This window comes from Rahnella selenatireducens, from assembly GCF_046449555.1.
Lineage (GTDB): Bacteria > Pseudomonadota > Gammaproteobacteria > Enterobacterales > Enterobacteriaceae > Rahnella > Rahnella selenatireducens.
The window spans coordinates 385,571-409,338 of sequence record NZ_JBKEZJ010000004.1; the positions used below are offsets into that span (position 1 = coordinate 385,571).

At 47.1% G+C, this 23,768-nt stretch carries 27 protein-coding genes and 1 pseudogene; 13 read left to right on the top strand and 15 right to left on the bottom strand.

Features of this window, described 5'->3' with window-relative positions:
* Positions 1-31 precede the first annotated feature (31 nt).
* The 8 genes from srlA (at position 32) to hpt (ending at position 5,620) form a co-directional block, all read left to right on the top strand.
* Positions 32-580, top strand: coding sequence for a PTS glucitol/sorbitol transporter subunit IIC (gene srlA, locus ACLBVC_RS09475; RefSeq protein WP_104923303.1), 549 nt, complete (start codon positions 32-34; stop codon positions 578-580).
* 14 nt (positions 581-594) lie between these two features.
* Positions 595-1,575 (top strand): PTS glucitol/sorbitol transporter subunit IIB, encoded by a 981-nt coding sequence (gene srlE / locus ACLBVC_RS09480; RefSeq protein ID WP_410149393.1) that lies wholly within the window; start codon positions 595-597, stop codon positions 1,573-1,575.
* Between the two features lie 9 nt (positions 1,576-1,584).
* The gene (gene srlB, locus ACLBVC_RS09485) at positions 1,585-1,947 is read left to right on the top strand and encodes a PTS glucitol/sorbitol transporter subunit IIA (RefSeq protein WP_104923301.1); all 363 of its coding nucleotides are present in this window, start codon (positions 1,585-1,587) and stop codon (positions 1,945-1,947) included.
* 21 nt (positions 1,948-1,968) lie between these two features.
* Positions 1,969-2,748: a sorbitol-6-phosphate dehydrogenase gene (srlD, locus tag ACLBVC_RS09490; protein WP_410149394.1), complete on the top strand. Its 780-nt coding sequence runs from the start codon at positions 1,969-1,971 to the stop codon at positions 2,746-2,748.
* A gap of 49 nt (positions 2,749-2,797) precedes the next feature.
* Entirely contained in the window at positions 2,798-3,160 is a 363-nt protein-coding gene (gutM, locus tag ACLBVC_RS09495) for a transcriptional regulator GutM (RefSeq protein WP_410149395.1), read from the top strand.
* A gap of 80 nt (positions 3,161-3,240) precedes the next feature.
* Entirely contained in the window at positions 3,241-4,014 is a 774-nt protein-coding gene (gene srlR / locus ACLBVC_RS09500) for a glucitol operon DNA-binding transcriptional repressor SrlR (protein ID WP_104923298.1), read from the top strand.
* Entirely contained in the window at positions 4,007-4,972 is a 966-nt protein-coding gene (gutQ, locus tag ACLBVC_RS09505; RefSeq protein WP_410149396.1) for an arabinose-5-phosphate isomerase GutQ, read from the top strand. Before srlR ends, gutQ begins: the two co-directional genes overlap by 8 nt.
* Positions 4,973-5,083: 111 nt before the next feature.
* Positions 5,084-5,620: a hypoxanthine phosphoribosyltransferase gene (gene hpt, locus ACLBVC_RS09510; protein WP_104923296.1), complete on the top strand. Its 537-nt coding sequence runs from the start codon at positions 5,084-5,086 to the stop codon at positions 5,618-5,620.
* A 184-nt stretch (positions 5,621-5,804) separates the two neighbouring features.
* Here hpt and ACLBVC_RS09515 read toward each other — a convergent pair whose 3' ends face one another.
* The 5 genes from ACLBVC_RS09515 to ACLBVC_RS09535 form a co-directional block, all read right to left on the bottom strand.
* Entirely contained in the window at positions 5,805-6,026 is a 222-nt protein-coding gene (locus tag ACLBVC_RS09515) for a DNA-binding transcriptional regulator (protein WP_410149397.1), read from the bottom strand.
* 97 nt (positions 6,027-6,123) lie between these two features.
* Positions 6,124-6,480, bottom strand: coding sequence for a nuclear transport factor 2 family protein (locus ACLBVC_RS09520; RefSeq protein ID WP_410149398.1), 357 nt, complete (start codon positions 6,478-6,480; stop codon positions 6,124-6,126).
* A 56-nt stretch (positions 6,481-6,536) separates the two neighbouring features.
* Positions 6,537-7,685, bottom strand: coding sequence for a phage late control D family protein (locus ACLBVC_RS09525; protein WP_410149438.1), 1,149 nt, complete (start codon positions 7,683-7,685; stop codon positions 6,537-6,539).
* Positions 7,686-7,693: 8 nt separating this feature from the next.
* Positions 7,694-8,164 (bottom strand): phage tail protein, encoded by a 471-nt coding sequence (locus ACLBVC_RS09530; protein ID WP_112286890.1) that lies wholly within the window; start codon positions 8,162-8,164, stop codon positions 7,694-7,696.
* Between the two features lie 12 nt (positions 8,165-8,176).
* Complete coding sequence (locus ACLBVC_RS09535; RefSeq protein WP_410149442.1) at positions 8,177-8,587, bottom strand: hypothetical protein; 411 nt, start codon at positions 8,585-8,587, stop codon at positions 8,177-8,179.
* Here ACLBVC_RS09535 and ACLBVC_RS09540 point away from each other — a divergent pair.
* Positions 8,577-10,190: pseudogene (locus ACLBVC_RS09540) on the top strand (terminase large subunit domain-containing protein); the annotation flags it as partial. The gene ACLBVC_RS09535 and the pseudogene ACLBVC_RS09540 overlap by 11 nt on opposite strands.
* 2 nt (positions 10,191-10,192) lie before the next feature.
* The gene (locus tag ACLBVC_RS09545) at positions 10,193-11,218 is read left to right on the top strand and encodes a phage portal protein (protein WP_410149399.1); all 1,026 of its coding nucleotides are present in this window, start codon (positions 10,193-10,195) and stop codon (positions 11,216-11,218) included.
* Between the two features lie 167 nt (positions 11,219-11,385).
* On the opposite strand, the gene ACLBVC_RS09550 is transcribed toward ACLBVC_RS09545, so the two are convergent.
* The 5 genes from ACLBVC_RS09550 to ACLBVC_RS09570 form a co-directional block, all read right to left on the bottom strand.
* Positions 11,386-12,474, bottom strand: coding sequence for a hypothetical protein (locus ACLBVC_RS09550; protein WP_410149400.1), 1,089 nt, complete (start codon positions 12,472-12,474; stop codon positions 11,386-11,388).
* 1,000 nt (positions 12,475-13,474) lie between these two features.
* Complete coding sequence (locus ACLBVC_RS09555; protein WP_410149401.1) at positions 13,475-15,250, bottom strand: AIPR family protein; 1,776 nt, start codon at positions 15,248-15,250, stop codon at positions 13,475-13,477.
* Positions 15,251-15,789: 539 nt separating this feature from the next.
* A complete protein-coding gene (locus ACLBVC_RS09560; RefSeq protein ID WP_410149402.1) occupies positions 15,790-16,485 on the bottom strand; it encodes a nucleotidyltransferase domain-containing protein in 696 nt (231 codons plus the stop codon).
* Positions 16,482-17,717 (bottom strand): pentapeptide repeat-containing protein, encoded by a 1,236-nt coding sequence (locus tag ACLBVC_RS09565; protein WP_410149403.1) that lies wholly within the window; start codon positions 17,715-17,717, stop codon positions 16,482-16,484. The genes ACLBVC_RS09560 and ACLBVC_RS09565 overlap by 4 nt, the downstream gene beginning before the upstream one ends.
* 348 nt (positions 17,718-18,065) lie before the next feature.
* Positions 18,066-20,222: a replication endonuclease gene (locus ACLBVC_RS09570; RefSeq protein ID WP_410149404.1), complete on the bottom strand. Its 2,157-nt coding sequence runs from the start codon at positions 20,220-20,222 to the stop codon at positions 18,066-18,068.
* Here ACLBVC_RS09570 and ACLBVC_RS09575 point away from each other — a divergent pair.
* On the top strand, positions 20,165-20,851 hold the full coding sequence (locus ACLBVC_RS09575; RefSeq protein WP_410149443.1) for a hypothetical protein: 687 nt from the start codon (positions 20,165-20,167) through the stop codon (positions 20,849-20,851). The genes ACLBVC_RS09570 and ACLBVC_RS09575 overlap by 58 nt on opposite strands.
* Positions 20,852-20,969: 118 nt before the next feature.
* Here ACLBVC_RS09575 and ACLBVC_RS09580 read toward each other — a convergent pair whose 3' ends face one another.
* From ACLBVC_RS09580 to ACLBVC_RS09600, 5 genes are all read right to left on the bottom strand, one after another.
* Entirely contained in the window at positions 20,970-21,191 is a 222-nt protein-coding gene (locus ACLBVC_RS09580; protein ID WP_354566953.1) for a TraR/DksA C4-type zinc finger protein, read from the bottom strand.
* Positions 21,191-21,373: a DUF2732 family protein gene (locus ACLBVC_RS09585; protein WP_410149405.1), complete on the bottom strand. Its 183-nt coding sequence runs from the start codon at positions 21,371-21,373 to the stop codon at positions 21,191-21,193. The genes ACLBVC_RS09580 and ACLBVC_RS09585 overlap by 1 nt, the downstream gene beginning before the upstream one ends.
* A gap of 66 nt (positions 21,374-21,439) precedes the next feature.
* A complete protein-coding gene (locus ACLBVC_RS09590) occupies positions 21,440-21,766 on the bottom strand; it encodes a hypothetical protein (protein WP_354566956.1) in 327 nt (108 codons plus the stop codon).
* Between the two features lie 7 nt (positions 21,767-21,773).
* Complete coding sequence (locus ACLBVC_RS09595; RefSeq protein WP_354566958.1) at positions 21,774-21,938, bottom strand: phage filamentation protein Fil family protein; 165 nt, start codon at positions 21,936-21,938, stop codon at positions 21,774-21,776.
* 11 nt (positions 21,939-21,949) lie between these two features.
* Positions 21,950-22,222 (bottom strand): Cox family DNA-binding protein, encoded by a 273-nt coding sequence (locus ACLBVC_RS09600; RefSeq protein WP_410149406.1) that lies wholly within the window; start codon positions 22,220-22,222, stop codon positions 21,950-21,952.
* 114 nt (positions 22,223-22,336) lie between these two features.
* On the opposite strand from ACLBVC_RS09600, the gene ACLBVC_RS09605 reads away from it, so the two are divergent.
* The gene (locus ACLBVC_RS09605) at positions 22,337-22,636 is read left to right on the top strand and encodes a helix-turn-helix domain-containing protein (protein ID WP_354566961.1); all 300 of its coding nucleotides are present in this window, start codon (positions 22,337-22,339) and stop codon (positions 22,634-22,636) included.
* 75 nt (positions 22,637-22,711) lie between these two features.
* Positions 22,712-23,719, top strand: a complete 1,008-nt coding sequence (locus ACLBVC_RS09610; RefSeq protein WP_015690409.1) for a phage integrase — start codon at positions 22,712-22,714, stop codon at positions 23,717-23,719.
* Positions 23,720-23,768: the final 49 nt, after the last annotated feature.

Here is a 23,768-nt window from a genome sequence, read left to right on the forward strand (position 1 = left end):
TAAAGCCCACGTATCCCTACAGGAGAACAACATGATTGAAGTGATTACACACGGTGCCGAGTGGTTTATCGGCCTGTTTCAAAAAGGGGGAGAGGTTTTTGTCGGGATGGTCACCGGCATTTTACCGCTCTTAATCAGTTTGCTGGTGGTGATGAATGCGCTGATCGTTTTTGTGGGTCAGCGCAGGATCGAACGTCTGGCACAGCGCTGTGCCGGAAATCCGGTTTCACGTTATCTGCTGTTACCCGTCATCGGCACATTCGTATTTTGTAACCCGATGACGCTGAGTCTCGGGCGCTTCATGCCTGAAATCTACAAACCGAGTTACTACGCGGCGGGTTCCTACAGTTGCCATTCCATGAACGGATTATTCCCACACATCAACCCTGGCGAACTGTTCGTTTATCTTGGCGTGGCCAGCGGGCTGACCACGTTGGGATTACCGCTCGGGCCACTGGCGGTCAGCTATTTCCTGGTCGGCATGGTGACCAACTTCTTCCGGGGCTGGGTGACCGATCTCACCACGCGCATCTTCGAACGTAAGATGGGCATTCAGCTTGATCGTCAGGTTCAACTTTAAACGCGGAGCAGAAAATGAGCGTTACCATTCGAATTAACCGGGGTGAAGGTGGCTGGGGCGGCCCGTTACTGATTGAAGCCGTGCCAGGCAAAAAAATTGTGTATATCACGGCGGGCACGCGTCCGGCGATCGTCGACAAACTGGCGGAGCTGACGGGCTGGGAAACTGTCGATGGTTTTAAAGAAGGTGAACCACCAGCAGAAGAAATCGGTGTAGCGGTGATCGACTGCGGCGGAACGCTGCGCTGCGGCATCTATCCCAAGCGTCGGATCCCGACCGTGAACATCCATTCGACCGGCAAATCCGGCCCGCTGGCACAGTTTATTACGGAAGACATTTATGTCTCCGGTGTGCGGGAGCACGACATTGTTTTCGACACCGCTCAACGCGTTCCAGCGGATGCGAAATCCGCGCCAGCGGCGGCGGGACGCGACTACGACACCACCAAAAAAATCACCGAGCAAAGCGATGGACTGCTGGCAAAAGTCGGGATGGGCATGGGGTCGGGCGTCGCGGTGCTGTTCCAGGCGGGGCGCGACACCATTGATACCGTGCTCAAAACTATCCTGCCGTTTATGGCCTTCGTGGCGGCGCTGATCGGCATCATTATGGCGTCCGGTCTCGGCGATCTGGTGGCGCACGGTCTGACGCCGCTGGCGAAAAGCCCGGTCGGACTGGTGATGCTGGCGCTGATTTGTTCCTTCCCGCTGTTGTCTCCTTTCCTCGGCCCCGGCGCGGTGATCGCACAGGTGATCGGCGTGCTTGTCGGCGTTCAAATCGGGTTGGGTAACATTCCTCCGCATCTGGCTTTACCGGCGCTCTTTGCGATTAATGCGCAGGCGGCCTGCGACTTCATTCCTGTCGGGCTTTCACTGGCCGAAGCCAAACAGGACACCGTTCGCGTTGGCGTGCCGTCCGTGCTGGTCAGCCGTTTCCTCACCGGTGCCCCGACGGTGCTTATCGCCTGGGCGGCGTCCGCCTTTATCTATCAGTAAGGAGCCACCATGCAAACTATCTATCAGACCACGATTACGCATATCGGTGACTTTGCCCGCGAGGCGTTATCCGATCAGATGCTGATTACCTTTCGTGAAGGCGCACCGGCCGATATTCAGGATTATTGCTTTATTCATCAGCACGGCCAGACCGAAGGCGAGCTGCATCGCGGAGCCTGCATGGAACTGGCAGATGTGTGTTATCCGGTGACCGCCGTCGGCGAGGTGGCGATGCAAAACCTGCGCGAACTCGGACATATCACGCTGCGTTTTGACGGCAGCGCGGAGGCGGAATATCCCGGCTGCGTGCATGTAAAAGGCGTGACGCCCGAAGATATTCCGCTGGGCAGCATATTGAAATTTATCGATTAACACTAAAGTCAGGAGTCAGTTATGGAACAGGTTGCAGTCGTGATCGGCGGTGGTCAGACGCTGGGCGCATTTCTCTGTCAGGGGCTGGCTGAATCCGGATATCGGGTTGCGGTGGCAGATCTGAATGAAAAGAATGCCGCAGAAGTTGCGGCACAGATTAATCAGCAGTTTGGAGATGAAAGGGCATTTGGATTTGTGGTCGATGCTACGAATGAAAGCAGTGTTAAAGAGCTGGCGAAGGCGGTGGACCAGACGTTTGGCGGCGTCAGTTTGCTGGTCTACAGCGCGGGAATGGCGAAAGCCTCGCCGATTACCGACTTTGCTCTCAATGATTTTGATCTCTCGCTTCAGGTGAACCTGGTCGGCTATTTCCTTTGCGCCCGGGAGTTTTCCCGCCTGATGATCCGCGACCGCATTCCGGGGCGCATCATTCAGATCAACTCCAAATCGGGAAAAGTGGGCAGCAAACATAACGCCGGTTACAGTGCGGCGAAATTCGGCGGCGTGGGGCTGACGCAATCTCTGGCGCTGGATCTGGCGGAATACGGTATTACCGTCCATTCGCTGATGTTAGGAAATCTGCTGAAATCGCCGATGTTCCAGTCATTATTGCCGCAGTATGCTAAGAAACTCGGCATTCAGGCCGACGAGGTTGAGCAGTATTACATTGATAAAGTGCCGCTAAAACGCGGCTGTGACTATCAGGACGTGCTGGACATGCTGCTGTTTTACGCCAGCGATAAAGCGTCCTACTGCACCGGCCAGTCGATCAATATTACGGGCGGGCAGGTTATGTTCTGATGCCCTCCGCCCTTGTCTGAGACAGGGGCGGATTTTTTAGGAGAATACGATGACTTCGACTTCAGCACTGATTGTTTGCGCCATTCTGGCCTGGGCGGCTCAGATTGTTTTGGGTTGGTGGCAGTTGCAACGTTTCAACCGCGCGTTTGATGAGCTGTGTTTACGCGGTTCCGTGGGGGTCGGGCGTTCGGGCGGCCGCTTCAAACCGCGCGTGGTGCTGGCGCTGGCTTTCGATAAAGAAGAAAAAGTCTCCGCCGGTTTTCTGCTGCGCGGGCTGACCATTTTTGCCCGTCCTCAGCCATTTACAAGCCTCAACGGAATCAAACGGGAACAATTGATGACAGGTGTGATCTTCCCGAAAGATCCAAATATTCAAACCGCACTATCATTAGCGATTGAACCGAAATCATGATATTTTCACTTTAAAAGCTATTATCTTTCAAAAAAAATGATGGCGAGTGAATTTATCTGAAAATTTGAGCGGAAATCGTGATGAAACCTAAGCAACGGCAGGCGGCGATACTGGAGCATTTGCAGCAATTTGGTAAGACGGCGGTGGAAGATCTGGCAGCGCATTTTGCCACGACCGGCACCACCATCCGGAAAGACCTCACGTTGCTGGAAGAAGAAGGTGCGGTGATCCGCACCTACGGCGGCGTGGTGCTGAGCCGCGAAGAAGGCGACCAGCCTATCGACCGTAAAACACACATTAATACCGGTAAAAAACTTCGCATTGCCCGCGCGGCGATTAACGAAATTCAGGACGGCGATTCCCTGATTTTCGACGCAGGAAGCACGGTCATGCAGATGGTGCCTTTCCTCAGCCAGTTCAATAACATCACCGTCATGACCAACAGCCTTCATATCGTCAATGCGCTGGTCGAGCTCGATAACGATCAAACCATTCTGATGCCGGGCGGCACCTACCGTAAAAAATCCTCTTCTTTCCATGGCAGTCTGGCGGAAAGTGCTTTTGATCAATTCAACTTCGACAAACTGTTTATCGGCGCGGATGGCGTTGATCTGAACGGGGGTGTCACCACGTTCAACGAAGTTCACGGCGTCAGCCAGGCGATGTGCAATGCCGCCGAACGTATTTTCCTGCTGGTGGATTCCTCAAAATTCGGCCGTAAAAGCCCGAATGTGGTCTGTAATTTGGGCAAAGTCGATACGTTGATCACGGACAGCGGGTTAACTGCTCCCTATCGTGAGGCCATCGAAAAACTGGGGATCCGCATCATTTTAGTCGGGGAAGACGATGAATGATTCATTACTGAACTTTGCACGCGAAACGCTGGAAATTGAGATTGAAGAATCGCAACGGTTACTTACGCGTCTCGACGATAACTTCCTTTGCGCGTGTCACCTGTTGCTGAACTGTACCGGAAAAGCGGTGGTTTCCGGCATGGGGAAATCCGGTCATATCGGCAAGAAAATCGCCGCATCGCTGGCCAGCACCGGGACGCCTGCGTTCTTCGTCCATCCCGCCGAAGCCCTGCACGGCGATCTGGGTATGATCGGCAGCAATGATGTGCTGATTTTCATCTCCTATTCCGGTCGTGCAAAAGAGCTGGATACGATTTTGCCGTTGCTGAAAGAAAATCAGACGCGCCTGATCGCCATTACTGGCGGGAAAGATTCCCCGCTGGCGCTGGCGGCAGATTGTGTGCTCGACATCAGCGTTGAGCGCGAGGCCTGTCCGATGGGGCTCGCACCGACGTCCAGCGCAGTGAATACGCTGATGATGGGCGATGCACTGGCGATGGCACTGATGCGCCACCGTGGTTTCGGCGCCGAGGATTTCGCACGCTCACATCCGGGCGGCAGTCTGGGCGCAAGATTGCTCAACCGCGTCCATAACCTGATGCGCACCGGCGATCGCTTACCGGTTGTCGACAGCCAGAAAAACGTCATGGACGCGATGCTGGAACTGAGCCGCACCGGTCTGGGGCTGATTGCAGTCTGCGACGCCAGCCTGCATGTGGTGGGCGTTTTCACCGACGGCGATTTGCGCCGCTGGCTGGTGAAAGGACACAGCCTGAACGATCCGCTGGTAAGCGCGATGAGCCGTCCAGGGTATCTGCTTCCTGCACAATGGCGGGCGGGTGAAGCGCTGGAAGCCTTACACGAGCAGCACATCAGCGCCGCGCCGGTAGTCGACAGTGAGGGCATTTTGGTCGGCGCTATCAACCTGCATGACCTGCACCAGGCGGGTATTGGCTGACACCGGCGTTACTCATCGCCGGGTTCTTTGATATAATCCTTTCCACTATATGGTCGCCGTTCTTTCTGAAAACGGCGATAAATATTCTTAAATCAGGTGGTTAGTCTTTATATGAAACATCGCGTTGATGTCATGATTTCCGAACAGGAAATTAAAACCCGAATTGAAGAACTGGGCCGTAAAATCACCGATCACTACCGTGACAGCGGCAGCGAAATGGTACTGGTCGGGCTGCTGCGCGGTTCCTTTATGTTCATGGCCGATTTGTGCCGCGCTATTGATGTGCCGCATGAAGTCGATTTCATGACCGCATCAAGCTACGGCAACGGCATGTCCACCACCCGTGACGTCAAAATCCTGAAAGACCTCGACGAAGACATTCGCGGCAAAGACGTGCTGATTGTCGAAGACATCATTGACTCCGGCAACACGCTGAGCAAAGTGCGCGAACTGCTGCAACTGCGCGGCCCGAAATCACTGGCAATTTGTACGCTGCTCGACAAACCAGAACGCCGTGAAGTCGAAGTCCAGGTGGAATACGTCGGTTTTGCCATCCCGGACGAATTCGTCGTCGGTTTCGGCATCGACTACGCCCAGCGCTATCGTCATCTGCCGTATGTCGGCAAAGTGGTTATGCTGGACGAATAGAAACAGGCTATTCGCTTTTGCCTTTTTCTGAAGGCAGTGGGTACAGAAAAAAGCACTTAAAAAGGCACATTTTTGTGCCTTTGAAAACGATGTTAAATATATGAATTAAATGGATTTATTCATTTCAGTGTCCACGCATTGACCACATCGACAAGAGAAGCCCCGTTTATTCGGGGCTTTTTCTTTAGTGCATCTGGAAGGATTGCTGCTGATTTTTGTCCGGATGCAACAGCACAGCGTGAACGGTACCAGGTTCGACAATGATGTCTGCAATCGACTCATGCGTTTTGAAGGTGCAACTGCAGTTAATGTTCTGACACTGGTGATAACGTTCTTTAGTATTGATGCTCAGGTAACGGCTGGAACGTGCGTGTGCGGCGTGCTGGCATTTGGGGCAGTGCATCATAATAATCACCATGTAATCATTTGCAATCAGATGCAGTCATTGTATGCATTCTTAATTATCATACATCTGGTATTACAATGATTTACATACCCCAGATTCAATCAGAGCTTCCATCCGGTGTCCCCTGATGAAACACCATCTGCCAATCGTAGTTTTCTGAGTAAACCCAAAGAGATGAACGCAGTGCCCGACGACAGCCCGCTTTTCCCTGGGTACGGTAGGTAAGAATTACATGGGTACTGTCGATCTCAATAAGGGAATAATTAAAACCGAAAATTTCAGGCGCATCAGTCTCTGAAAGCAGCGATTGAATAACTTTTTCGCGGTTAACGAGGTGCCCGGAATAAGTTATTTCCGTGAAATGAGAATGTAAGACCATGTCCAGCCAGATTGGGTCATGCCTTCGCACTGTGTGCAGACTGTCTTCAAGTTTTTTAATTTTATCTAAAAGCATCACAACCTTCCTGATAACGGTGCTCATTACACTCAATAATAGAGATGTATTTTTAATTAATCCCCATCATTTCCAATCGCCTCATAACTCACATCCGACAGCAATACCTCCAGATTTAGCGTCGTCACAAATCCGCTGCCGCCCAGGCTGTGTGTCACCTTGCTGATTATCCAGGGCTGCGCGTCGATCACGGATTTAAATCCGGACACCGCCACCGGCGTTTCAGGAAATAAATCGGCCCGCCCGCGAGCCAGGGAGATCGAGAACTCCGCGACACCGCGCTGGAGTTTGTCCCACTTCGCCTGGGCTGCACGCATGGCCGCTTTCTGCGTGGCGTAGACGGTAGTGAGGGTAAGCACATTGTCTTCACTGCCCGCCAGGTAATCGCCTTCTTTCGCCTCTGGCGTTTTCTGCACCTTTGCGCTGACCTTCTTCGCCTTCGGATGTTGCAGGGCACGCAGGTACTGCACTTTCGGTTTCCGCTGCACCTTCACCTTTTTCGGCTTCGGGTCTTTGGTATGCAGCCAGCTTGCCGAAACGCCGGTATAAGCCCCACGGTCAGCAATATTAAACGTGTGCCCGTCGCCGTCGCTGCGGACAATCGTCATCTGCGGGATAGGCTTCCCGCTGGCCGTCTTCGCCGCCCCTGGTTTGATAAACAGAAGATTACCGGCCTTGATGGCAACAACCGCGCCGTTCAGCTCCGCCAGGCGGGTGATAAACTTCGCGTCGGTTTCCTGCGTCTGGTCGATATGCGACACCTTCACGCCCCTGAAAGGTTCAGCAACCGCAGGCTTGAGGTTATTGCGCGCTGCGACGGCAGACACCACCGCCTCCAGCGTCGTGTCGTGATAAGAGTTGTCGCGGCGGGAATTCAGGCTGCCGCGATAGTCCGCACTGCGGGCGCGGAGGGTCAGCGTATCCGGCGTTCCGCGATGCTCCACCTCATCCACGGTAAAGTCGCCCTTGTTCGTCAGCGCCTGGCCTTTCCAGCCGAGTGCGATATTAATCACCGCACCGCGTGGCGGCATGTCCAGCAGGCCGTCGGTGTCGCTTAGCTCGATGTCGAGCTGGTCAGCCTCAAAGCCGCGGTTATCCGTGAGCGTCAGAGAAATCAGCCGGTTGCTGACGTCCTGCGTGATGTCTTTGCCGCCGACGGTCACCGTGAAGTCCGGTGCAAACTGCGCACCGGCTCCGATAGTCATATCCGTAATCACAGCAGCCCTCCTAACTGACCGGTTAAACCACCAGCCTGATCCAGCAGCCCGTCGGCCTGGGCTTTCATGTCGCCGAACATCGCCGCCAGGGATTCATCCACGCGGGTCAGCGTCAGCGTGAATTCAATCCGGCGGGCGGCACCGTTGGAAAAATGTTCCGTGTGGGTTTCGCTGACGCTGTTCACCACGAACATCCCGTAAATGGTGCCGCTGCCTTCCAGCAGCGGCCACGCCTTGCCTTCGTCAGCCATCAGGTTCAGTGCCAGCAGTGACAACTTCCCGCCGGTGATTTCCGGCATCAGCACGCCGGACAGGGTAATTTTCTCCTCATTCACGCCTAGAAACTGCGGCAGCGGGCGCAGGCCGACGCGGTTGTTTACCGGCCAGCGGTAATCGACATCGCGCTGCAAACTTTGGTAAGGGACGGTCTGCAACTGAAAGACAAACAGCCCGAGGGTTAACATCATGCGGCTTTCTCCTTAATCGTTATCCATGCGGGAACGTTGCTGTGCGGCGCGGGCGCGGTCACGGGCTTCCAGCTCGGCGCGGATCTGGCGGCTGGTATCCTGGGCACCCAAACCAGCACCGGCGGCAATGGTGTAATTGTGCGTGCTGCGGTCGATATAGCTGCGCCCGCCGCCGACGGACACCGGCGCATAACCGCCGCCCAGCAGACCACCAGGCGGTGGCGTGACCGGCGCGGGGTTGTCCAGCTGGTGTGCTTGCGGATCCCCGTCGCCGGATTGCTTCGAACGCCGGTCAGCTTTGTCCGCCGTTTTATCAATGTCTGCCGATTCATCCTTGATGATGCCGAGCTTCTCCAGCAGCCAGTCCACGCCCGAACGCAGTTTATTAAACGCCTGTAGCGGCGCAGTCAACGTCGCACCCATTGCCCGCGTGGAGTCCAGCCTGGAAGCGCGTCTTATTCAGCTCACCACCAAAGACGTCAAAGGGAATGCGGATTACAAGGAAATGGAGGCGTTAGGCCGGTTGATGGAACGCCTGGCAAGGGTGAACCGTTACGGTCAAACCGGGAATGAGGTGGATTTAAACCCGAAGATTGCCAACAGAAATAAGGGGGATCGTAAGAAGCCGACCAAGAACTATTTCACCGACGAGGCACTGGAAAAACTGGAGGGTATTTTTCTTGCCCAGTGCTTCCAGTATCAGCGCGTTTGGTACGACGCGGGGCTTAAACACCGTATCCGCGACATCCTCAAATCCCGCCAGATTGGCGCAACGTTTTTCTTTGCACGGGAGGCGTTATTGCGCGCCCTGGCAACAGGACATAACCAGATTTTCCTGTCAGCCAGTAAAACCCAGGCTTACGTGTTCCGTGAGTACATTATTCAGTTTGCCCGCCAGGTCGATGTCGAGCTGACCGGGGACCCGATTGTGATCGGCAACAACGGGGCAAAGCTGATTTTCTTAGGCACCAACTCCAACACCGCCCAAAGCCACAATGGCGACCTGTACGTGGACGAAATCTTTTGGATCCCGAACTTCCAGAAGCTGCGCAAGGTCGCCAGCGGGATGGCCTCGCAGGAACATCTGCGCACCACCTACTTTTCTACGCCGTCAGCGCTGACGCACGGCGCGTATCCGTTCTGGTCAGGCGAACTGTTCAACAAGGGACGGGAAGATCGCAACGACAGGATTGAGCTGGATATCAGCCATCACGCCCTGGCGAAAGGCCAGCTTTGCGGCGACGGACAGTGGCGACAAATCGTCACCATTGAGGATGCGCTAGCCGGTGGGTGCAACCTGTTCAACATCGACACGCTGAAACAAGAAAACAGCAGCGAGGATTTCCGCAACCTGTTCATGTGTGAGTTTGTTGACGATCAGGCTTCCGTTTTCCCGTTTGCCGAGCTGCAACGCTGCATGGTGGAAAGTGCGGAGGAATGGGAGGATTTCAGCCCGTTCGCCGTGCGTCCTTTTGGCTATCGCGCCGTCTGGATTGGTTACGACCCGTCGCACACCGGCGACAGCGCAGGCTGTGCCGTGGTGGCTCCGCCGCTGGTGGACGGCGGCAAATTCCGCGTACTGGAACGCCATCAATGGAAGGGCATGGATTTTGCCGCCCAGGCTAAAAGCATTGAGGAGTTAACGAAACGCTACTGCGTGGAATACATCGGCGTAGATGCCACCGGCATCGGCCAGGGTGTTTTCCAGCTTGTCCGGCAGTTCTTCCCTGCCGCGATGGAAATCCGCTACAGCCCCGAAACCAAAACGAAAATGGTTCTGAAAGCGAAAGACACCATCACGTCCGGACGCCTGGAATATGACACCAATCACAAAGACATCACGTCGTCATTCATGGCGATCCGCAAAACCATGACCGCCAGCGGCAGCCGTTCCACCTATGAGGCCAGCCGCAGCGAGGAAGCCAGCCATGCAGATGTCGCCTGGGCAATCATGCATGCACTGCTCAACGAGCCCCTGACAGCCGCGAACGGCGGTCAAAGCCCTAACATCCTGGAGTTTTATTAATTATGAGTAAGCGCAAATTTCGCAAGGCGACACAAAGCACAGTCACAGCAAGCGCACAGCAGACGGGCGGCGCAGAGGCGTTCAGTTTTGGCGATCCTACGCCGGTGTTAGACCGCCGCGAAATCCTGGATTACATCGAATGCACGGGGAACGGTCAGTGGTACGAGCCACCGGTCAGCTTTGACGGACTGGCCCGCACGCTGCGCGCTGCGGTTCATCACAGCTCATCGCTTTACGTAAAGCGCAACATTCTCGCCTCGACCTATGTCCCGCATCCGCTGTTATCACAGCAGGAGCTTAGCCGGTTTGCCCTGGATTACCTGGTATTCGGGAATGCGTTTTTGGAAGTGATCCGCAACCAGCTCGGCGACGCCGTGGTGATGAAAACGGTGCCCGCCAAATATGCGCGGCGGGGCGTTGAGTCTGATACTTACTGGTTTGTGCAGCAGTGGAAGGACGCGCACCAGTTCGAAGCCGGTAGCGTGTTTCATCTGATTGAGCCGGATATTAATCAGGAGCTGTACGGCCTGCCGGAATACCTCAGCGCCCTGAATTCTGCCTGGCTGAATGAAGCAGCCACGCTGTTCCGCCGCAAGTATTACCAGAACGGCGCGCACGCCGGATATATTCTCTACATGACCGACGCGGCACAAAGCAGCTCGGACATCGATCAGATGCGTAAAGCGATGCGAGACACAAAAGGGCTGGGCAACTTCCGGAATCTTTTCATGTACGCGCCGAACGGTAAACCGGACGGCATCAAGATTTTGCCGCTGAGTGAAGTCGCCACCAAAGACGATTTCTTCAACATCAAGAAAGCCAGCCAGAACGATTTGCTGTGCGCGCACCGCGTGCCGCCGCAGATGATGGGGATTATTCCGGAGAACAGCGGTGGATTTGGTGATTCGGTTAAGGCGTCACAGGTGTTTGTCCGGAACGAACTGACACCATTGCAAGAAAGGTTTAAGGAGTTAAATGCGTGGTTTGGGGAGGATGTCATCAGATTTACTTCTTACCAGTTAATATAGGAATAAATGGTTAAGCCAAAAAATATATTTCAGAAGGAACAAAATTAGGATCAGTCAGCTATTAATTAATAAATATATTAAGTTATAATAAACTCCGGGCATTTTAAATGCTTTGATGAGCTTGTTTTTACACGTAAAGTAAATAGTTATAACTTAATTTTTTGCGATTAGAAAAACTTCCAAATAATTGCTAATATGGAGGTTGCACCCGCAACACAAGCACCTAATATAATGCCAAAAAACTCCTTTGATGCATAGAATTGATTCCATCCATCTTTAAGAGATAGTCGGACTTTCTTCTTGTCTGTAATGGCAGTTTCAGCCTGACGGATACTATCTGATTTTTCTTTTAATTCACGCAAAGCTCTAGGTAAGTGAAAATCTTTTACAAACTGCTCTATTGTTCTTATAGCGGTAAAACTATAAACGACTTTTTCGGGGGAATTAACTAGCTCTGATATTGCATTGAAATAAATATGGTTTTTTGATAAGCTTTCATTTTTAATAGATGCGCTGATAACCATCATTAGTTCAAAAATATTGCAACAGCTGTTATATTTCCTCTCGGCTTCTTTTTTTCCAATGAAATTATATGGTATCTGTTGAATCACACCTTGTTTGTCTATGAGAGTTAATGCTTCATTTAGTTGATGATCTTTATTACGCTTTAACACATCATCGATAATACTTTTCACGGGCTGCGTATGGCCTGATAAGGATTCGACTAAACGGCAGTCATCAACAAGAGTAGAATTTACATCAATTATCTCTATCGAGGTGCAACGCAGGGTTGGTAAAGTTTTAAGTGGCCTAAAATTTTTATAGTTTCCTGATTTAATAAGCCCTGCTATTGCTAATGTAAAATTATTTATTTCAGGGTAATAACTTAAGTTGGTTATTTTCTTCAATGACTCAAAACTAATGACATTTGTATCAATATAGTTAATTGTAAGTACAATATATTTTTCAAAATAAGCATGAATAGTAAAGCTTAAAATATTATTATCTTTTTTATATGGTGATTTTTTTCCAACTATTCCCAATTCTTTATTTAATTTGGAAATGGCGTTATTAAAAACAATAGTGGGCCTGAGAACAATAGGGCTTATTGCAAAATTTTCCATTCGCCCACCTATTTTTCTCAGGAATGAAGTACCTGACTCTGCTACGAAGAGTTTATGCTCAGAAAAATAGTTAGGCGTTGTATCATCTAAGGTGATTAGGATTTTCCATGACTGATTCAGCTTGTAACTCATGGGATATTTCCAATTTATAATGGGTGGCACGAAAGGGATTCGAACCCTCCAGAGCAAAAAAAATCACTCTTGCGCTCCTTTGCGCGCATGCCATATTGAAAGCTAATTGAAATTTTATAGTTAAATCAATTAGTTATGCAATGATAATTGATTTTGATTATCCTATTTCTTCAGCTTAGCATACAACACATTGAATTTATTAATCAAATAAAATTTCTCACCTAATCTTAAGGTTAAAAGCAACCTGATAGCAAGTTTGCCAATTGTTTACAATTTGCAAATAAAAATTTCTATACGGTATAAAGTTTACTTTAAGAGGAATTTAAATGTTTCATATTTATCAAGTGGCCAGTAAATAGACTTTAACAATGGAAGAGAGTTACGATGTTCATGTTTTTTTAAGAGACAGTCTAACTTAATGAGATGACTCATGTAAGTTGAGATAATAATATGGTTGGCTGTTCTGAAATGACCTCAGCATGTAATGGTGCACAGTGTACTAAGAAAAAAGTTAAATCATCAGATACGCGATATTACAACTGACTTCACTAAATCCTCTCCTCCTATATTTGATTAATCAGGTTCTTTCAATGCATTTGAAGTGAATGGCGATCCGTTGCTACCGCAATGTTAGTATGTTGATAATACTTAGATGAATGGGCAATATTATTACCTTGAAGCTCAACGCGCGCAATGTTACCCGCCTGCCCGTTTCTGACTTGGTTCACTGTTTTTAATGCATGTGTCAGAGCGACGCTAAGCCCAGCTAGAGCGGCATTCTCATGTCTTTTGATCCTTTCTGGATCATGCAAAATCATGCAGGTGATGCATGCGGAGGAGTACCGTTATCGGTAATGGAATTTTTTGGGCTTAATTTCTTCTTCTTTTAAATTAAATTGCAAAAGGCCAATTATGATCTCACTAGTAATTTAACTTGCAATTTCATCAGTATTTGAATTGTAGATAATAAATTGGATGTGATGAACACATCCAATTTTTATTAGAATGTTACATTTTTTGTAAAATCTGGAAGTAGTGTTGGGAAATCATCCCTATACATATCCATATCGCTCTGGAATCTCTGGATCGCGTCAGTAATATCTTTTCGGTGAGATAGCCGACCTTCTGTAGCCGGATCTAACACACTAGAACGTGTAAGGATTCTAGTTATTACAGTTTTCCATAGTTCTATCGCCTCTAAGCGAGAAATTGAATCTTTAAATGAAACAATGTATTTGTTTGGGATGGCTCTTCCCATGATTATTTCAATAATACTAGATGTTGCATTTATTATTAAAAGTGAAACTCCTGGTCTGCTCAAAAATAACTGTTTTACTTTGTCAACTTCTGGTAGTTCACCATGCCGATACAAGTCAGCATAGTGTTTTTTAATCTGACTAATAGCCTCGTTGAGAGTATATACAAAAATAATATGCCCTTTTGTTATTGAGTCGTCGAATGCCTTTTTATATAAGGTGTCATCATCCCAAATGTCCTTTTTATTGTGATAAGCGTTTGTTGGATGGAAATGAAAAGCAATTAGAATTTGAGCTACAGTATCTGTCGGTAAAAGCATTCTTTTTTGAGTTGGTGTAAGAGTTTTACGTAGCCCACCAGTGTATAAAACATCTTTGCTGCTAACAAAACTTTCACGAAGTCTGCGCTGAATAGCATCACTTGATCTGAAGTCAGAACGTAACACTTTATTTTGCGAGTTATTCGCAAGGGTGATTTTTTGGATTTGATCCTCATCCTCAACCTTAATGAATCTAATGCCGATTTTTAAATTATCGCTAACATCACGATCAGTATTCGAGATGCTGCCAGTAGTCTGTGCACCGTTTACAATTGAGATGCCTGTTATTGTATTTAGATTTCCTAACGTGGAACCATCGCAAACAGGGGTGTATCTAAAATCATGTACTAATGCAGTGATACCATTATTGTATACGAAGAAGTCCCCAGCATTTTCAACGGCACTGCGTTGAATCTCTTTGTTTATCGATAAATCTCTACCATTACTTCCCATATATGAACGCACATTAGCGCTAAATAATTTATCTTCGCCGTAGCTATCGTACAACTGTTTAAGGAAACTACCCTTTATAGATGTTACAAATGAAACCCAAGAGCCAGGTTTCGATTCAACAAAACCAGCTAAATCTTCTGTATTAATTTGGTCTGAAATAAGGATAGGGCTATGCTGTGCATTATATAATTCATCAAGAGTCTCTAAACCAACTTGCTTTGAATCGACCCTAATACTCTGATCTTTATATAGATGATTTAGCTTGTCTATAACGGAGCGACCAATCGCATGGAGAGGTCTACCGCACTCATCAGTTTCAGGGCAATTGTGTAAAAACCAAATGTTAATTCTATCTATTTCGCTCTTTGCTAAAGCATCCCTAGCATCTTCAACCTGGCGTCTTATGCGTAGAGGCACCTTTTCAATATCTGCCGAAAATAATGCAGTTTCTGCATATGATGACTCTTGTGCTTTAGTTGGCTTTGCACCCAACGGCCGAAAAAGAGGGGATTGGAAAGATTGTATTAAATAAATTCTCCTCCCCTCACGATCAACAAGTAATACATCAATATTTTCATCATCTCCGCCCTCTGTGATTATATCAGGAGCTAAGAGATTTATATCATCAAATTCTCCATGCAATTCTAAGGCGTAGAGGGCAGAATTTAGATTACCATGTACCTTAAGATCTTCTCTTTGTTGTAGTGCTACCCAATAAGGGCTGTCATTGAGCTGTGTATATTTCATTTGACCACCAATTTTATTTGAAAATACATGAATATTTTTATGAGAACTTAGATTACTTCAAAGAAACTTTGGCATAATTGCTCTAACTTTAACTAATTATTTAATTCTTGGAAATTTTTTTAATGATGTAAGTTGTATTTTAAATGTATGTGTTTGTTAAATATGATTTTTTTCTATAAATCAAAGAGGGTAATATGAGTTTTTTTTGCACATGTAACTCTTTATCCAAACTTCTGTGGTATTTGTGTAGTCTGCATCACGAAAGTTATCGGAGTTGGACGCTATAAAGTAGGTTCCAGCCTGGCAATCACTCCCATTTGAGGTGGCTTTCTTTCTTTCAAACCCACAGTTAGTGACAGGACTCGAACGTCAGTTCACGCTGGATTTACTTAGTAGATAAATATCATTATTCAAAGTGTTTAGTCATTAACTCCTGAATTATATAATCAGAATGCTTTAGGATGTTTCAACACCTATGTATGGACTTGTATAAATCTTTCATCAAGTGATAACAATGAAATATCCCTGTAGTTTAATTGTCACGTATAGGACTCATACATTAACTGAGCTACGGTATTTTTAAGTATTCCTTCACTGTTAACCAGATATTCAGATTCCCGATGTGAAGGCTTGCAATATTGGATCTCACTCAAAAAAATACGTAATAACTGTAAGTTAACTAAAGAGCAACCGCTATTTTCTCTTGGGTTTATTAGTTGCAGGAAGTCTTGGTATGAAATATTTTTATGAACACTATGACCATGAAAAGCAATATCAGGCTTTGCAAAGGAAATGTTCCCATTCTCAGCCATTAACGATAGGATGTATGTTCTAACACACCAAGCAATACGCTTGTTTGCAACAAGCCAATTTCTTATTGTAGACTGCTCTTTGAGAATAATACTCCCCATTAAGAATGCTAAGCGCCTATCTTTATTGTAATTGTCTTTGTATTTGAAGCTTGAACAAATATCATTAAACAACTCTTCATTAACTAATGCTATCCCTTCTTGTTTTATATGTAACGCAAATAGTTCACCATCATGCATCATCTTACGTAGATGTGATTTTGAATATATTGCTAAGTTAACTTTATTAACATTAATCATTTGATGACTTTCTCGAACAACGATGCCGAGTAAATCAACGTCAGAATAACTATCATTGTCTCCTCTTGCATGAGATCCTATTACAGCAAGGCATTCCAGTTTGTTATCTTTAATAATTTTATTCATAATCTGGTAACGCTTATCTTATTTATTAATGATGGTATCGCAACGGCATACCAGAATAAACCGATTAACATGTTAGTTAGCAATACATATTGTTTGAATAAGCTATCGTGGTTGGATATGTGTTTTGTGTAGCCTGCAAGGAATGTTATATCGAAGCTTTTTATCAATGATGAAAAGAAAAAATAAATACTCTCTGTATGCACATGTGCAATTTTGACTCCTTCTGTATCCGTTGCGTAGTTCACCCATCCTTTGTCCATAATAAAGTATAAAACAGAATATGCCATAAGTATGGCGAAACCGATTGCAAGAACTCTTTGAATACTACCACCCCAATTATTCATAAATCCAAAGAGCTTCACAATTATTTTTTCAATATGATATGTATGCTGGCGTGCTTTCAAACATTTAACTTTAAAACTACTAGTTAAAATGTACCATAATTCTTTGCTCTCTGTAGTTTTACATTCAACCTTTTTTTCTTCAATATTCGAGCTTAATGTTGCTATTCTTTTGAGATTGTAATATTTTTTTTCATTTATTTTTTTTAAGCATAAATTTTTCAATGACGAGTAGTAAAAGTCATCATTTGAACAGGACTGGGTGGACGCCAATATATTTCTTGATAGCTTGACTATGCTTTTCGCTAACCTATATTCTTCTTCTGGTAGATTAAGGTTTTTATAACTCTCAGGCTTTTCATTGAATGCTTCGTATGTTTTTTTGAAGAAACTAATTGCATTTATTTCAGTGTCTTCAAATTTAGTTGAGCTTCCAGATATTGAGAGGTTATAGAATTTGCAATTTTCATCAAAAATACATCTATAAAATCTAGATTGAGAAAATGAGCATGAGTTGAATTTACAATTTACGAAATTTACATCATTGAATCTACTAAATGAAAAATAACAAAGATGGAATTCGCAGTTTTTTATAGTTATTTTTTTTCCAAGATTGTTTCCGGAGAAATCACAGGAATCAAATTTCACCTCCTGTATAAATAGACTTTTATCAGGTGAAGCGTCATCGTGTCGAAGATCATTCTTTTCTATGGAGATATTCTTATTATTAACGATATTCTTACTTTTAGTAGTATTAGGGATATCAGTTAAAATAGCATTTTCGAAAACGGTTAAATCTATTTTAGGATTGAATACTACATCCCAATTATTTTCTTTCCTATGCAGTCTGATTGTTTTCAAAAAACTCTTAAACTTGTCATCTTGCTCCATATTTAGATGTTCCAATTTAATCTAGTGTAGATGGATGGAGTCAATATTAATCCAATTGAGAGGAAAGATGCAACACGGTTTTGTTTATGTACATCTAGTATTTGGCCTCAGCTAGCCACAAAAAACCTTCATCTAAAGCTTATTATTATTCGATGCAAAGTTCTACCTATCGGCATGCTCACTAGTGCGCGACGCTCTGTGTCTGTGTCTGTGTCTGTGTCTGTGTCTGTGTCTGTGTCTGTGTCTGTGAATTGGTCATGGTCAGCGCCGTCTACCTAGTCAATTCTGTTTCCAACTCTCGGTTTTTTGGCTAAATTTAGCTCTCTCGTAGAATTATTGACAGAACTTCTAGTGTTCCGCCGTGATGTTGTGTTTCATCAATTCGCGTTCGATTTCCGGCAAACGCGCCCGTTCTTCTCCCGTCAATCTTGCCGACGGGTCAATATCACGGCCTTTTGTTGGGTCAAAACTTCGCTGTGCTTTGCTGACTCTCGGCGTTTCCTCCCTTATACGCGCCACCATCGCCCTCACGGCGGCTGTGTCTGTCCAGTCAATAACTCGCAGGTTGCCAGAATTAGACGATGTAGGCGAGCTCCCAGCCTGCCTATCACGCAAATTTGTAGCCTGTTTCTTTCCACCTAACCCACAGTTATTGACAGGACTCCGAGGCGCGCCGTGGGCGCTTTTTGAGGTCAAAACCTCAACGTCAACGGCAGAAGAAACGATGCGCCATTGAGTTGTACGGGTTTCATAAACATGGGAGTCGCCAAGGTGAGGCGCAAAAATACCCACAACCTTTTTCACTTCCTCATCGTATGCGTTCAGATCGTTAGCAACGCGGCGGGCTACACGCACAGTCTGATCGTCGCGAGGCACATTAGCGCCTCCCTGGGCTGACATGTACGCCATAAAATCACCGGCATCAGCAGCAGCGCGGACGGCTTCAACTTCTTCGTCAAAGGTTTCAGTCAGACTAATGGATCGGATGCGGCGGCACTCACGGTATGAACCCATGGTAGGCAGGCCGATAGGATGAAATTGAGGGATCCGCCAGGTAGCAGCCCAGGCCGTAACAGCGGCAGCGGAATCTGTCAGCAGCTCGCCGGTTTCGTGGTCGCGCTCGCCTTCCAGTGCGTAACCGTCGATGTTCTTCGCGATGTATTTAGCGATGTAGCCAGCAGCACCTCCTCTGTTCAGGTGCTTACAGTCAAAGCGGTTTTTAGCTGCACCGCGTTCGTCACCGTCTTCTTTCATGGCGTATTTTCGCATGATATCGATCACCCGCTGACGCATGGCAGGCTTGGTGAATAACATCATGTGCCAGTGAGGGGTCGCGTCGTGGTGAGGCTCGACAACGCGCATCCCGTAAACGGACAGGCCGCTATCTTTGAAAGCAGTGCGCATTTTTCTCCAGATCCCGCACAGATAACGCTGCGCATCTTTCGGGGTATAGGCTTCTTTGTCCCAGGCGTGATTGCGCTGAACGCGCTTTTTATCGCCCTTGCCAACCATGCGGGTCGGGTGATATTTGGAAGGCGTTGTGATGGTCAGAAACATCCCGACGTCACCATTTGCGGCAGCATATTTTTCGGTGCCGGCGATAGTGCTCATTAATTCCATGCGGCGGATTTCAGGGTTGGAAATACTCGCCATCACTTTGTCGATCAGACTGAAACGCTCGCCGGTTTCGATGTTCTCCAGATCGCAGCTTTTCAGGTAGTCGAGATTCGACAGGCGTCGCGCACGTACTTCACGGATGGCCTGCTTACTGGCATAGGGGGAAGCGTCGCGGTTAACCTTGCCGATGGCGATCAGCAGAGATTCACGCCAGCGGGTGCGCTGACCTTTGAACTGGCGTAACCACCAGTCCGGATTTACCAGGCGCGACATGGCAGCGATAGCGGAAACGGCATCCAGTTTGTCTTTGCAAAATCTTGTCCAGTACATCGGCGTGACATTAAAAGCCTGTGCCATACCGGCGATTTCGCTGTACAGCTCGCACTGGGTATCACTCTCAAAAAGAATCGAATTATCCCCGTTGTATTGTGCAAGCAGCTGATCACAACGGTCTTCATAGATTTCTTTGAGTTGTCCGGCAATGCCCTGCGCGAACCGCCGCAGCGGTTTATCGCTCATGCTCGGCAGGCTGTGATAAGTGTCTGCCTCAGACATGAATTTCATGGAAGCTTTAACATTCATCGCATGAGCGGCATTGACCGCTTCGACGCGGGGAAGGATGCTGCGACCAAGGGTATACACCAGATATTTATTGGCAGCGTGGATACCCTGGGTTTTCAGCAGATACGCATGACGACCTGTGAAAATTTCCCGCAGGTCGGTAGAGAGGTTTTTTACTCTGATTAAAACAGCTTGCCCCTGATCGTATTCATCACGGGTAAGCGGTTTCGGCCTCAAGTGTGGTTCAACTGGAGGGCGCGGAGCATTCCATGGGTAAGCCCATTCAAAGCTTGGTCTGGTTTCGCAATGATCAGGTGAAAAGCGCATGGTATATTAATGCTCTCGCTGCAAGGATTAGGGAGGTATTGATGTCTCAAAAGGAAATAGCGGTAGTTAACAAAAAACGCTATATCGAAAATGTCACAGCCCAGAGTGGATATGACATTACTGCCAACAGATTTTGTCTCGCATCAGCTCAAGAGTTACTTATTGCTTGCGACGTGATTTTGGCTTGTACAGAAAATCAGATAACAGAGCGCTGGCCTCGACTAAAAGAGCATCGAGACGTTCTTGCAAAGTTTCTGATCCCGCACCTGCCGTCGGAGTGGAAAGATTACGGAGAATGGAAAGTACTAATTCAGAACGCATTAGAAAGCGTGCGCCAACAACGTCTGATGAACCAAAGATTTGAATTTGATGAATGGGCGAGCTGGGAAGAGCAAGAGACAGATATTCATATTTCGGTTCAGTGTTCTCGTCAAACGATTGCGATGTTTTGTTATGACAATCCTCATGTGCTGCATAAGACTTCAATTTTTGCGGTGCCTCAGAAATGGAATGAGTTTGTCGCTTCATTGATTTCGGGCGAAATCCGTCCAGCAAATGTAGATTTGGTAGACTCAACGAAAGCACCTGCGTGTTTAAACGGAGTTCATCCCCGATATGTTCTCCCTTAAATGATATTTTCATATTGTGATTATTAGATTTCATATATTCATATTCCTTTAATATCGTTATAAATGAAGGCGACATTGATTGCGCCAAGTACGAAAAACACGCATATAAATGAGGTCATCACTGACCTCTGTAATTTCTTGCCTTTAGTTCAGCGATAGATTTACACGTTAGGCAAAGTTCCACGCCTGGAAGGGCTGCGCGCCGTACTTCAGGAATAGGGTGATTACAGTCAATGCAAAATAATGTTGATACGCCGCCAACAGGTTGGCGTGCCGCTTTGATCTGTGACTCTAAAATCTGTTCAGCACGTTCCTGCGCCGTATCGATAAGATCAGCCATCAGTGAAGGTCTCCTGCTTCATTTTGAATACGGGATGCCTCGGCACGCAGTGCTTCGGCGGCTTCTTTCCCGCTCAGATCATGCTTATTGATAAAGCAGGCGAGGGCTTCAAGACGTGCAGCGAATACGGCTGCACGATTTAAACGTTCGTCAGAACGTGCTTCGTTGATCATTTCTTCCATTATCCAATCCTGTTTTTGGGCAAAAGAATGCCCGGCGGGTTGAACGTCAATTAAATTTCAGATGTATTAATGTTCTATGTTGAGAACTGAGTCGGTTTCACTAATAAAGGCCGGAAGCGCATTACCAAACTCAATGAGTGAATTAAGTGCTTCAATGACCTTTATTCTTTCACTGTGTGCCAATTCAAAGAAACGCATATTGATATGACGACTTTTCAATCCCGCATGGAAGCAGATCAATTTGCGCATGGTCGGCGTACTTTCATCAAACGTTTCCTGCGCAATATTTTTCTGGCTGGTCAGCATTTTTCGGATCCCGATAATATGCTGATAACAGGCCTCTCTTTTTTCCTTCGGGATACTTTCCGAATAGCTCAATGTTTGCGATTGCATAGACACCTCAACCAAAGAAGCGTTTGTAGAAGGGCTTCCGGCTCGAAACGGTTGAACACATTTGCGGTTTAGCTGGATTCCAGCGTTTGCCACCTGGTAGCTCAATCCAGCCGTGTCCAAAACTGCGGGAAGGGCTTTGTCTTTTCAGCAGTGGTGCAACTGAGATAACCATTTACTCCCTCCTTAACGCGGTACACCCAAGCCTAACCACATCAGCCAACCATCTCGGATCTCTTTAGGACGTTTTTCAAACGCCAATTTCATCCCTGCATTCCAGGCGGGAAGGTAAATCCAGTTTTCAGAGCGTGCTGTAGGATTTTGGGGATTGCGCATTTCTACAACTGGCAATTTTCCCGCCTCAATCATTCCTTTGACTGCTGCGGGCGTTTTGCCGATTACCTTGGCAAATTCCGCATATGGCAGGACATCCGACACACTTACGATTTGTTTACTCATCTGCTAATCTCCTGTTTGGATCTAATCAATTGCTACGTATTGCTTGTAATTGTTTATATCAATATAGGTGATCTTTATTAAGATCTAAACAAATATTATGGAGATCTAAACGAAGTGTCAAGTTCACTCGCAGATAAGCTTATTGTTATGAGAGAGTCCGAGAGACTTAATAGAAGGGAACTGTCTGATTTAATTGATATTCCTTATGGTTCACTTACCTACTATGAAACCGGCAGATCGACACCGCCGACAGATGTTGCCATGAAAATTTTGGCGCATCCAAAGTTCACAAAATACACAATGTGGTTTATGACTGATCAAATTGCACCAGAAGCCGGACAGATCGCGCCGGTTCTCGCACACTTTGGGCAGGGCGAAACAACGTCGTCCCACTCCGACAAAAAGACTGGTTAACGCTACATTTCGATTTTTTACGTTTTATAGAATCACAGAGTCTTTGCAGTACCCACGATTTCGGAGGGCTTCAATATGTCGATTAAGAAGCTCGATGATGGTCGTTATGAAGTGGACATCAGACCGCAGGGGCGCAACGGAAAGCGCTTCCGGCGTAGGTTCGACAAGAAACATGAAGCAGCCGCCTACGAAAAATATGTAGCGGTGAATTATCACGACAAAGAATGGCTATCTAAACCGGCAGACAAGCGGCCGTTATCCGAGTTGATAGAACTGTGGTGGCTCTATCACGGGCAGAACGTGAAACACGGCAAGCTCGACAAAGCCAAACTGGAATTCATCTGCAACCTGATGGATGACCCGTGTTCTTTCCAAATTGATAGCCTGGCTATTACAAAATTTAAGTCTTTGAGATTGGCGAAGGGCGTTAAGGCAACGACGGTAAACCGCAATTTGATGTTGCTGAGTGGTCTGTTTACTTACCTGAACGAAGCAGGTTTATTCCACGCTGAAAATCCGTTGCATGGCGTAACGTTGCTAAAAGGGCAGCTATCATCCATGACTTTTATGTCTGCTGATGAAATTGAGAAGTTGCTGTCTGTTTTGGAAGGGGACAATAAGAGGATTGCGATCCTGAGCCTGAGTACAGGAGGCCGCTGGGGAGAAATAAGCAGTTTGAAGGTTGAGAACGTCATTAATAACCGAGTGACTTTTCTCAATACCAAAAACGGCAAACCCAGAACAGTCCCGATCTCAGACGAGGTATGTAAGGCAGTCAAAAATCAGAAGTCCGGATTACTTTTTCCTGATGCCGATTATTTGACCTTCCGGCTGCTATTGAAATCGGTGAAGCCAGACTTACCGAAAGGGCAATCATTGCATGTGTTGCGACATACGTTTGCGACACATTTCATGATGAACGGCGGGAACATAATCACCCTGCAAAGAATTCTCGGACACGCGAATATCAACCAGACAATGGTCTATGCTCACTTCGCTCCGGACTTCCTGCAGGACGCAATTTCCTTTAATCCACTGAGGGGAAAAGCGGGGCTGGAGTGTCCACATAGTGTCCACACCTAAGCATCTTTATAGGGCTTACAGCTGCTTACAGCATTTATAACTCATTGAT

Excerpts from the sequence above, each read along its gene's own strand:
- srlA (WP_104923303.1), top strand. The coding sequence starts at position 32 with ATGATTGAAGTGATTACACACGGTGCCGAGTGGTTTATCGGCCTGTTT.
- srlE (WP_410149393.1), top strand. The coding sequence starts at position 595 with ATGAGCGTTACCATTCGAATTAACCGGGGTGAAGGTGGCTGGGGCGGC.
- srlB (WP_104923301.1), top strand. The coding sequence starts at position 1,585 with ATGCAAACTATCTATCAGACCACGATTACGCATATCGGTGACTTTGCC.
- srlD (WP_410149394.1), top strand. The coding sequence starts at position 1,969 with ATGGAACAGGTTGCAGTCGTGATCGGCGGTGGTCAGACGCTGGGCGCA.
- gutM (WP_410149395.1), top strand. The coding sequence starts at position 2,798 with ATGACTTCGACTTCAGCACTGATTGTTTGCGCCATTCTGGCCTGGGCG.
- srlR (WP_104923298.1), top strand. The coding sequence starts at position 3,241 with ATGAAACCTAAGCAACGGCAGGCGGCGATACTGGAGCATTTGCAGCAA.
- gutQ (WP_410149396.1), top strand. The coding sequence starts at position 4,007 with ATGAATGATTCATTACTGAACTTTGCACGCGAAACGCTGGAAATTGAG.
- hpt (WP_104923296.1), top strand. The coding sequence starts at position 5,084 with ATGAAACATCGCGTTGATGTCATGATTTCCGAACAGGAAATTAAAACC.
- ACLBVC_RS09515 (WP_410149397.1), bottom strand. The coding sequence starts at position 6,026 with ATGATGCACTGCCCCAAATGCCAGCACGCCGCACACGCACGTTCCAGC.
- ACLBVC_RS09520 (WP_410149398.1), bottom strand. The coding sequence starts at position 6,480 with ATGCTTTTAGATAAAATTAAAAAACTTGAAGACAGTCTGCACACAGTG.
- ACLBVC_RS09525 (WP_410149438.1), bottom strand. The coding sequence starts at position 7,685 with ATGACTATCGGAGCCGGTGCGCAGTTTGCACCGGACTTCACGGTGACC.
- ACLBVC_RS09530 (WP_112286890.1), bottom strand. The coding sequence starts at position 8,164 with ATGATGTTAACCCTCGGGCTGTTTGTCTTTCAGTTGCAGACCGTCCCT.
- ACLBVC_RS09535 (WP_410149442.1), bottom strand. The coding sequence starts at position 8,587 with ATGGGTGCGACGTTGACTGCGCCGCTACAGGCGTTTAATAAACTGCGT.
- ACLBVC_RS09545 (WP_410149399.1), top strand. The coding sequence starts at position 10,193 with ATGAGTAAGCGCAAATTTCGCAAGGCGACACAAAGCACAGTCACAGCA.
- ACLBVC_RS09550 (WP_410149400.1), bottom strand. The coding sequence starts at position 12,474 with ATGAGTTACAAGCTGAATCAGTCATGGAAAATCCTAATCACCTTAGAT.
- ACLBVC_RS09555 (WP_410149401.1), bottom strand. The coding sequence starts at position 15,250 with ATGAAATATACACAGCTCAATGACAGCCCTTATTGGGTAGCACTACAA.
- ACLBVC_RS09560 (WP_410149402.1), bottom strand. The coding sequence starts at position 16,485 with ATGAATAAAATTATTAAAGATAACAAACTGGAATGCCTTGCTGTAATA.
- ACLBVC_RS09565 (WP_410149403.1), bottom strand. The coding sequence starts at position 17,717 with ATGGAGCAAGATGACAAGTTTAAGAGTTTTTTGAAAACAATCAGACTG.
- ACLBVC_RS09575 (WP_410149443.1), top strand. The coding sequence starts at position 20,165 with ATGGGTAAGCCCATTCAAAGCTTGGTCTGGTTTCGCAATGATCAGGTG.
- ACLBVC_RS09570 (WP_410149404.1), bottom strand. The coding sequence starts at position 20,222 with ATGCGCTTTTCACCTGATCATTGCGAAACCAGACCAAGCTTTGAATGG.
- ACLBVC_RS09580 (WP_354566953.1), bottom strand. The coding sequence starts at position 21,191 with ATGGCTGATCTTATCGATACGGCGCAGGAACGTGCTGAACAGATTTTA.
- ACLBVC_RS09585 (WP_410149405.1), bottom strand. The coding sequence starts at position 21,373 with ATGGAAGAAATGATCAACGAAGCACGTTCTGACGAACGTTTAAATCGT.
- ACLBVC_RS09590 (WP_354566956.1), bottom strand. The coding sequence starts at position 21,766 with ATGCAATCGCAAACATTGAGCTATTCGGAAAGTATCCCGAAGGAAAAA.
- ACLBVC_RS09595 (WP_354566958.1), bottom strand. The coding sequence starts at position 21,938 with ATGGTTATCTCAGTTGCACCACTGCTGAAAAGACAAAGCCCTTCCCGC.
- ACLBVC_RS09600 (WP_410149406.1), bottom strand. The coding sequence starts at position 22,222 with ATGAGTAAACAAATCGTAAGTGTGTCGGATGTCCTGCCATATGCGGAA.
- ACLBVC_RS09610 (WP_015690409.1), top strand. The coding sequence starts at position 22,712 with ATGTCGATTAAGAAGCTCGATGATGGTCGTTATGAAGTGGACATCAGA.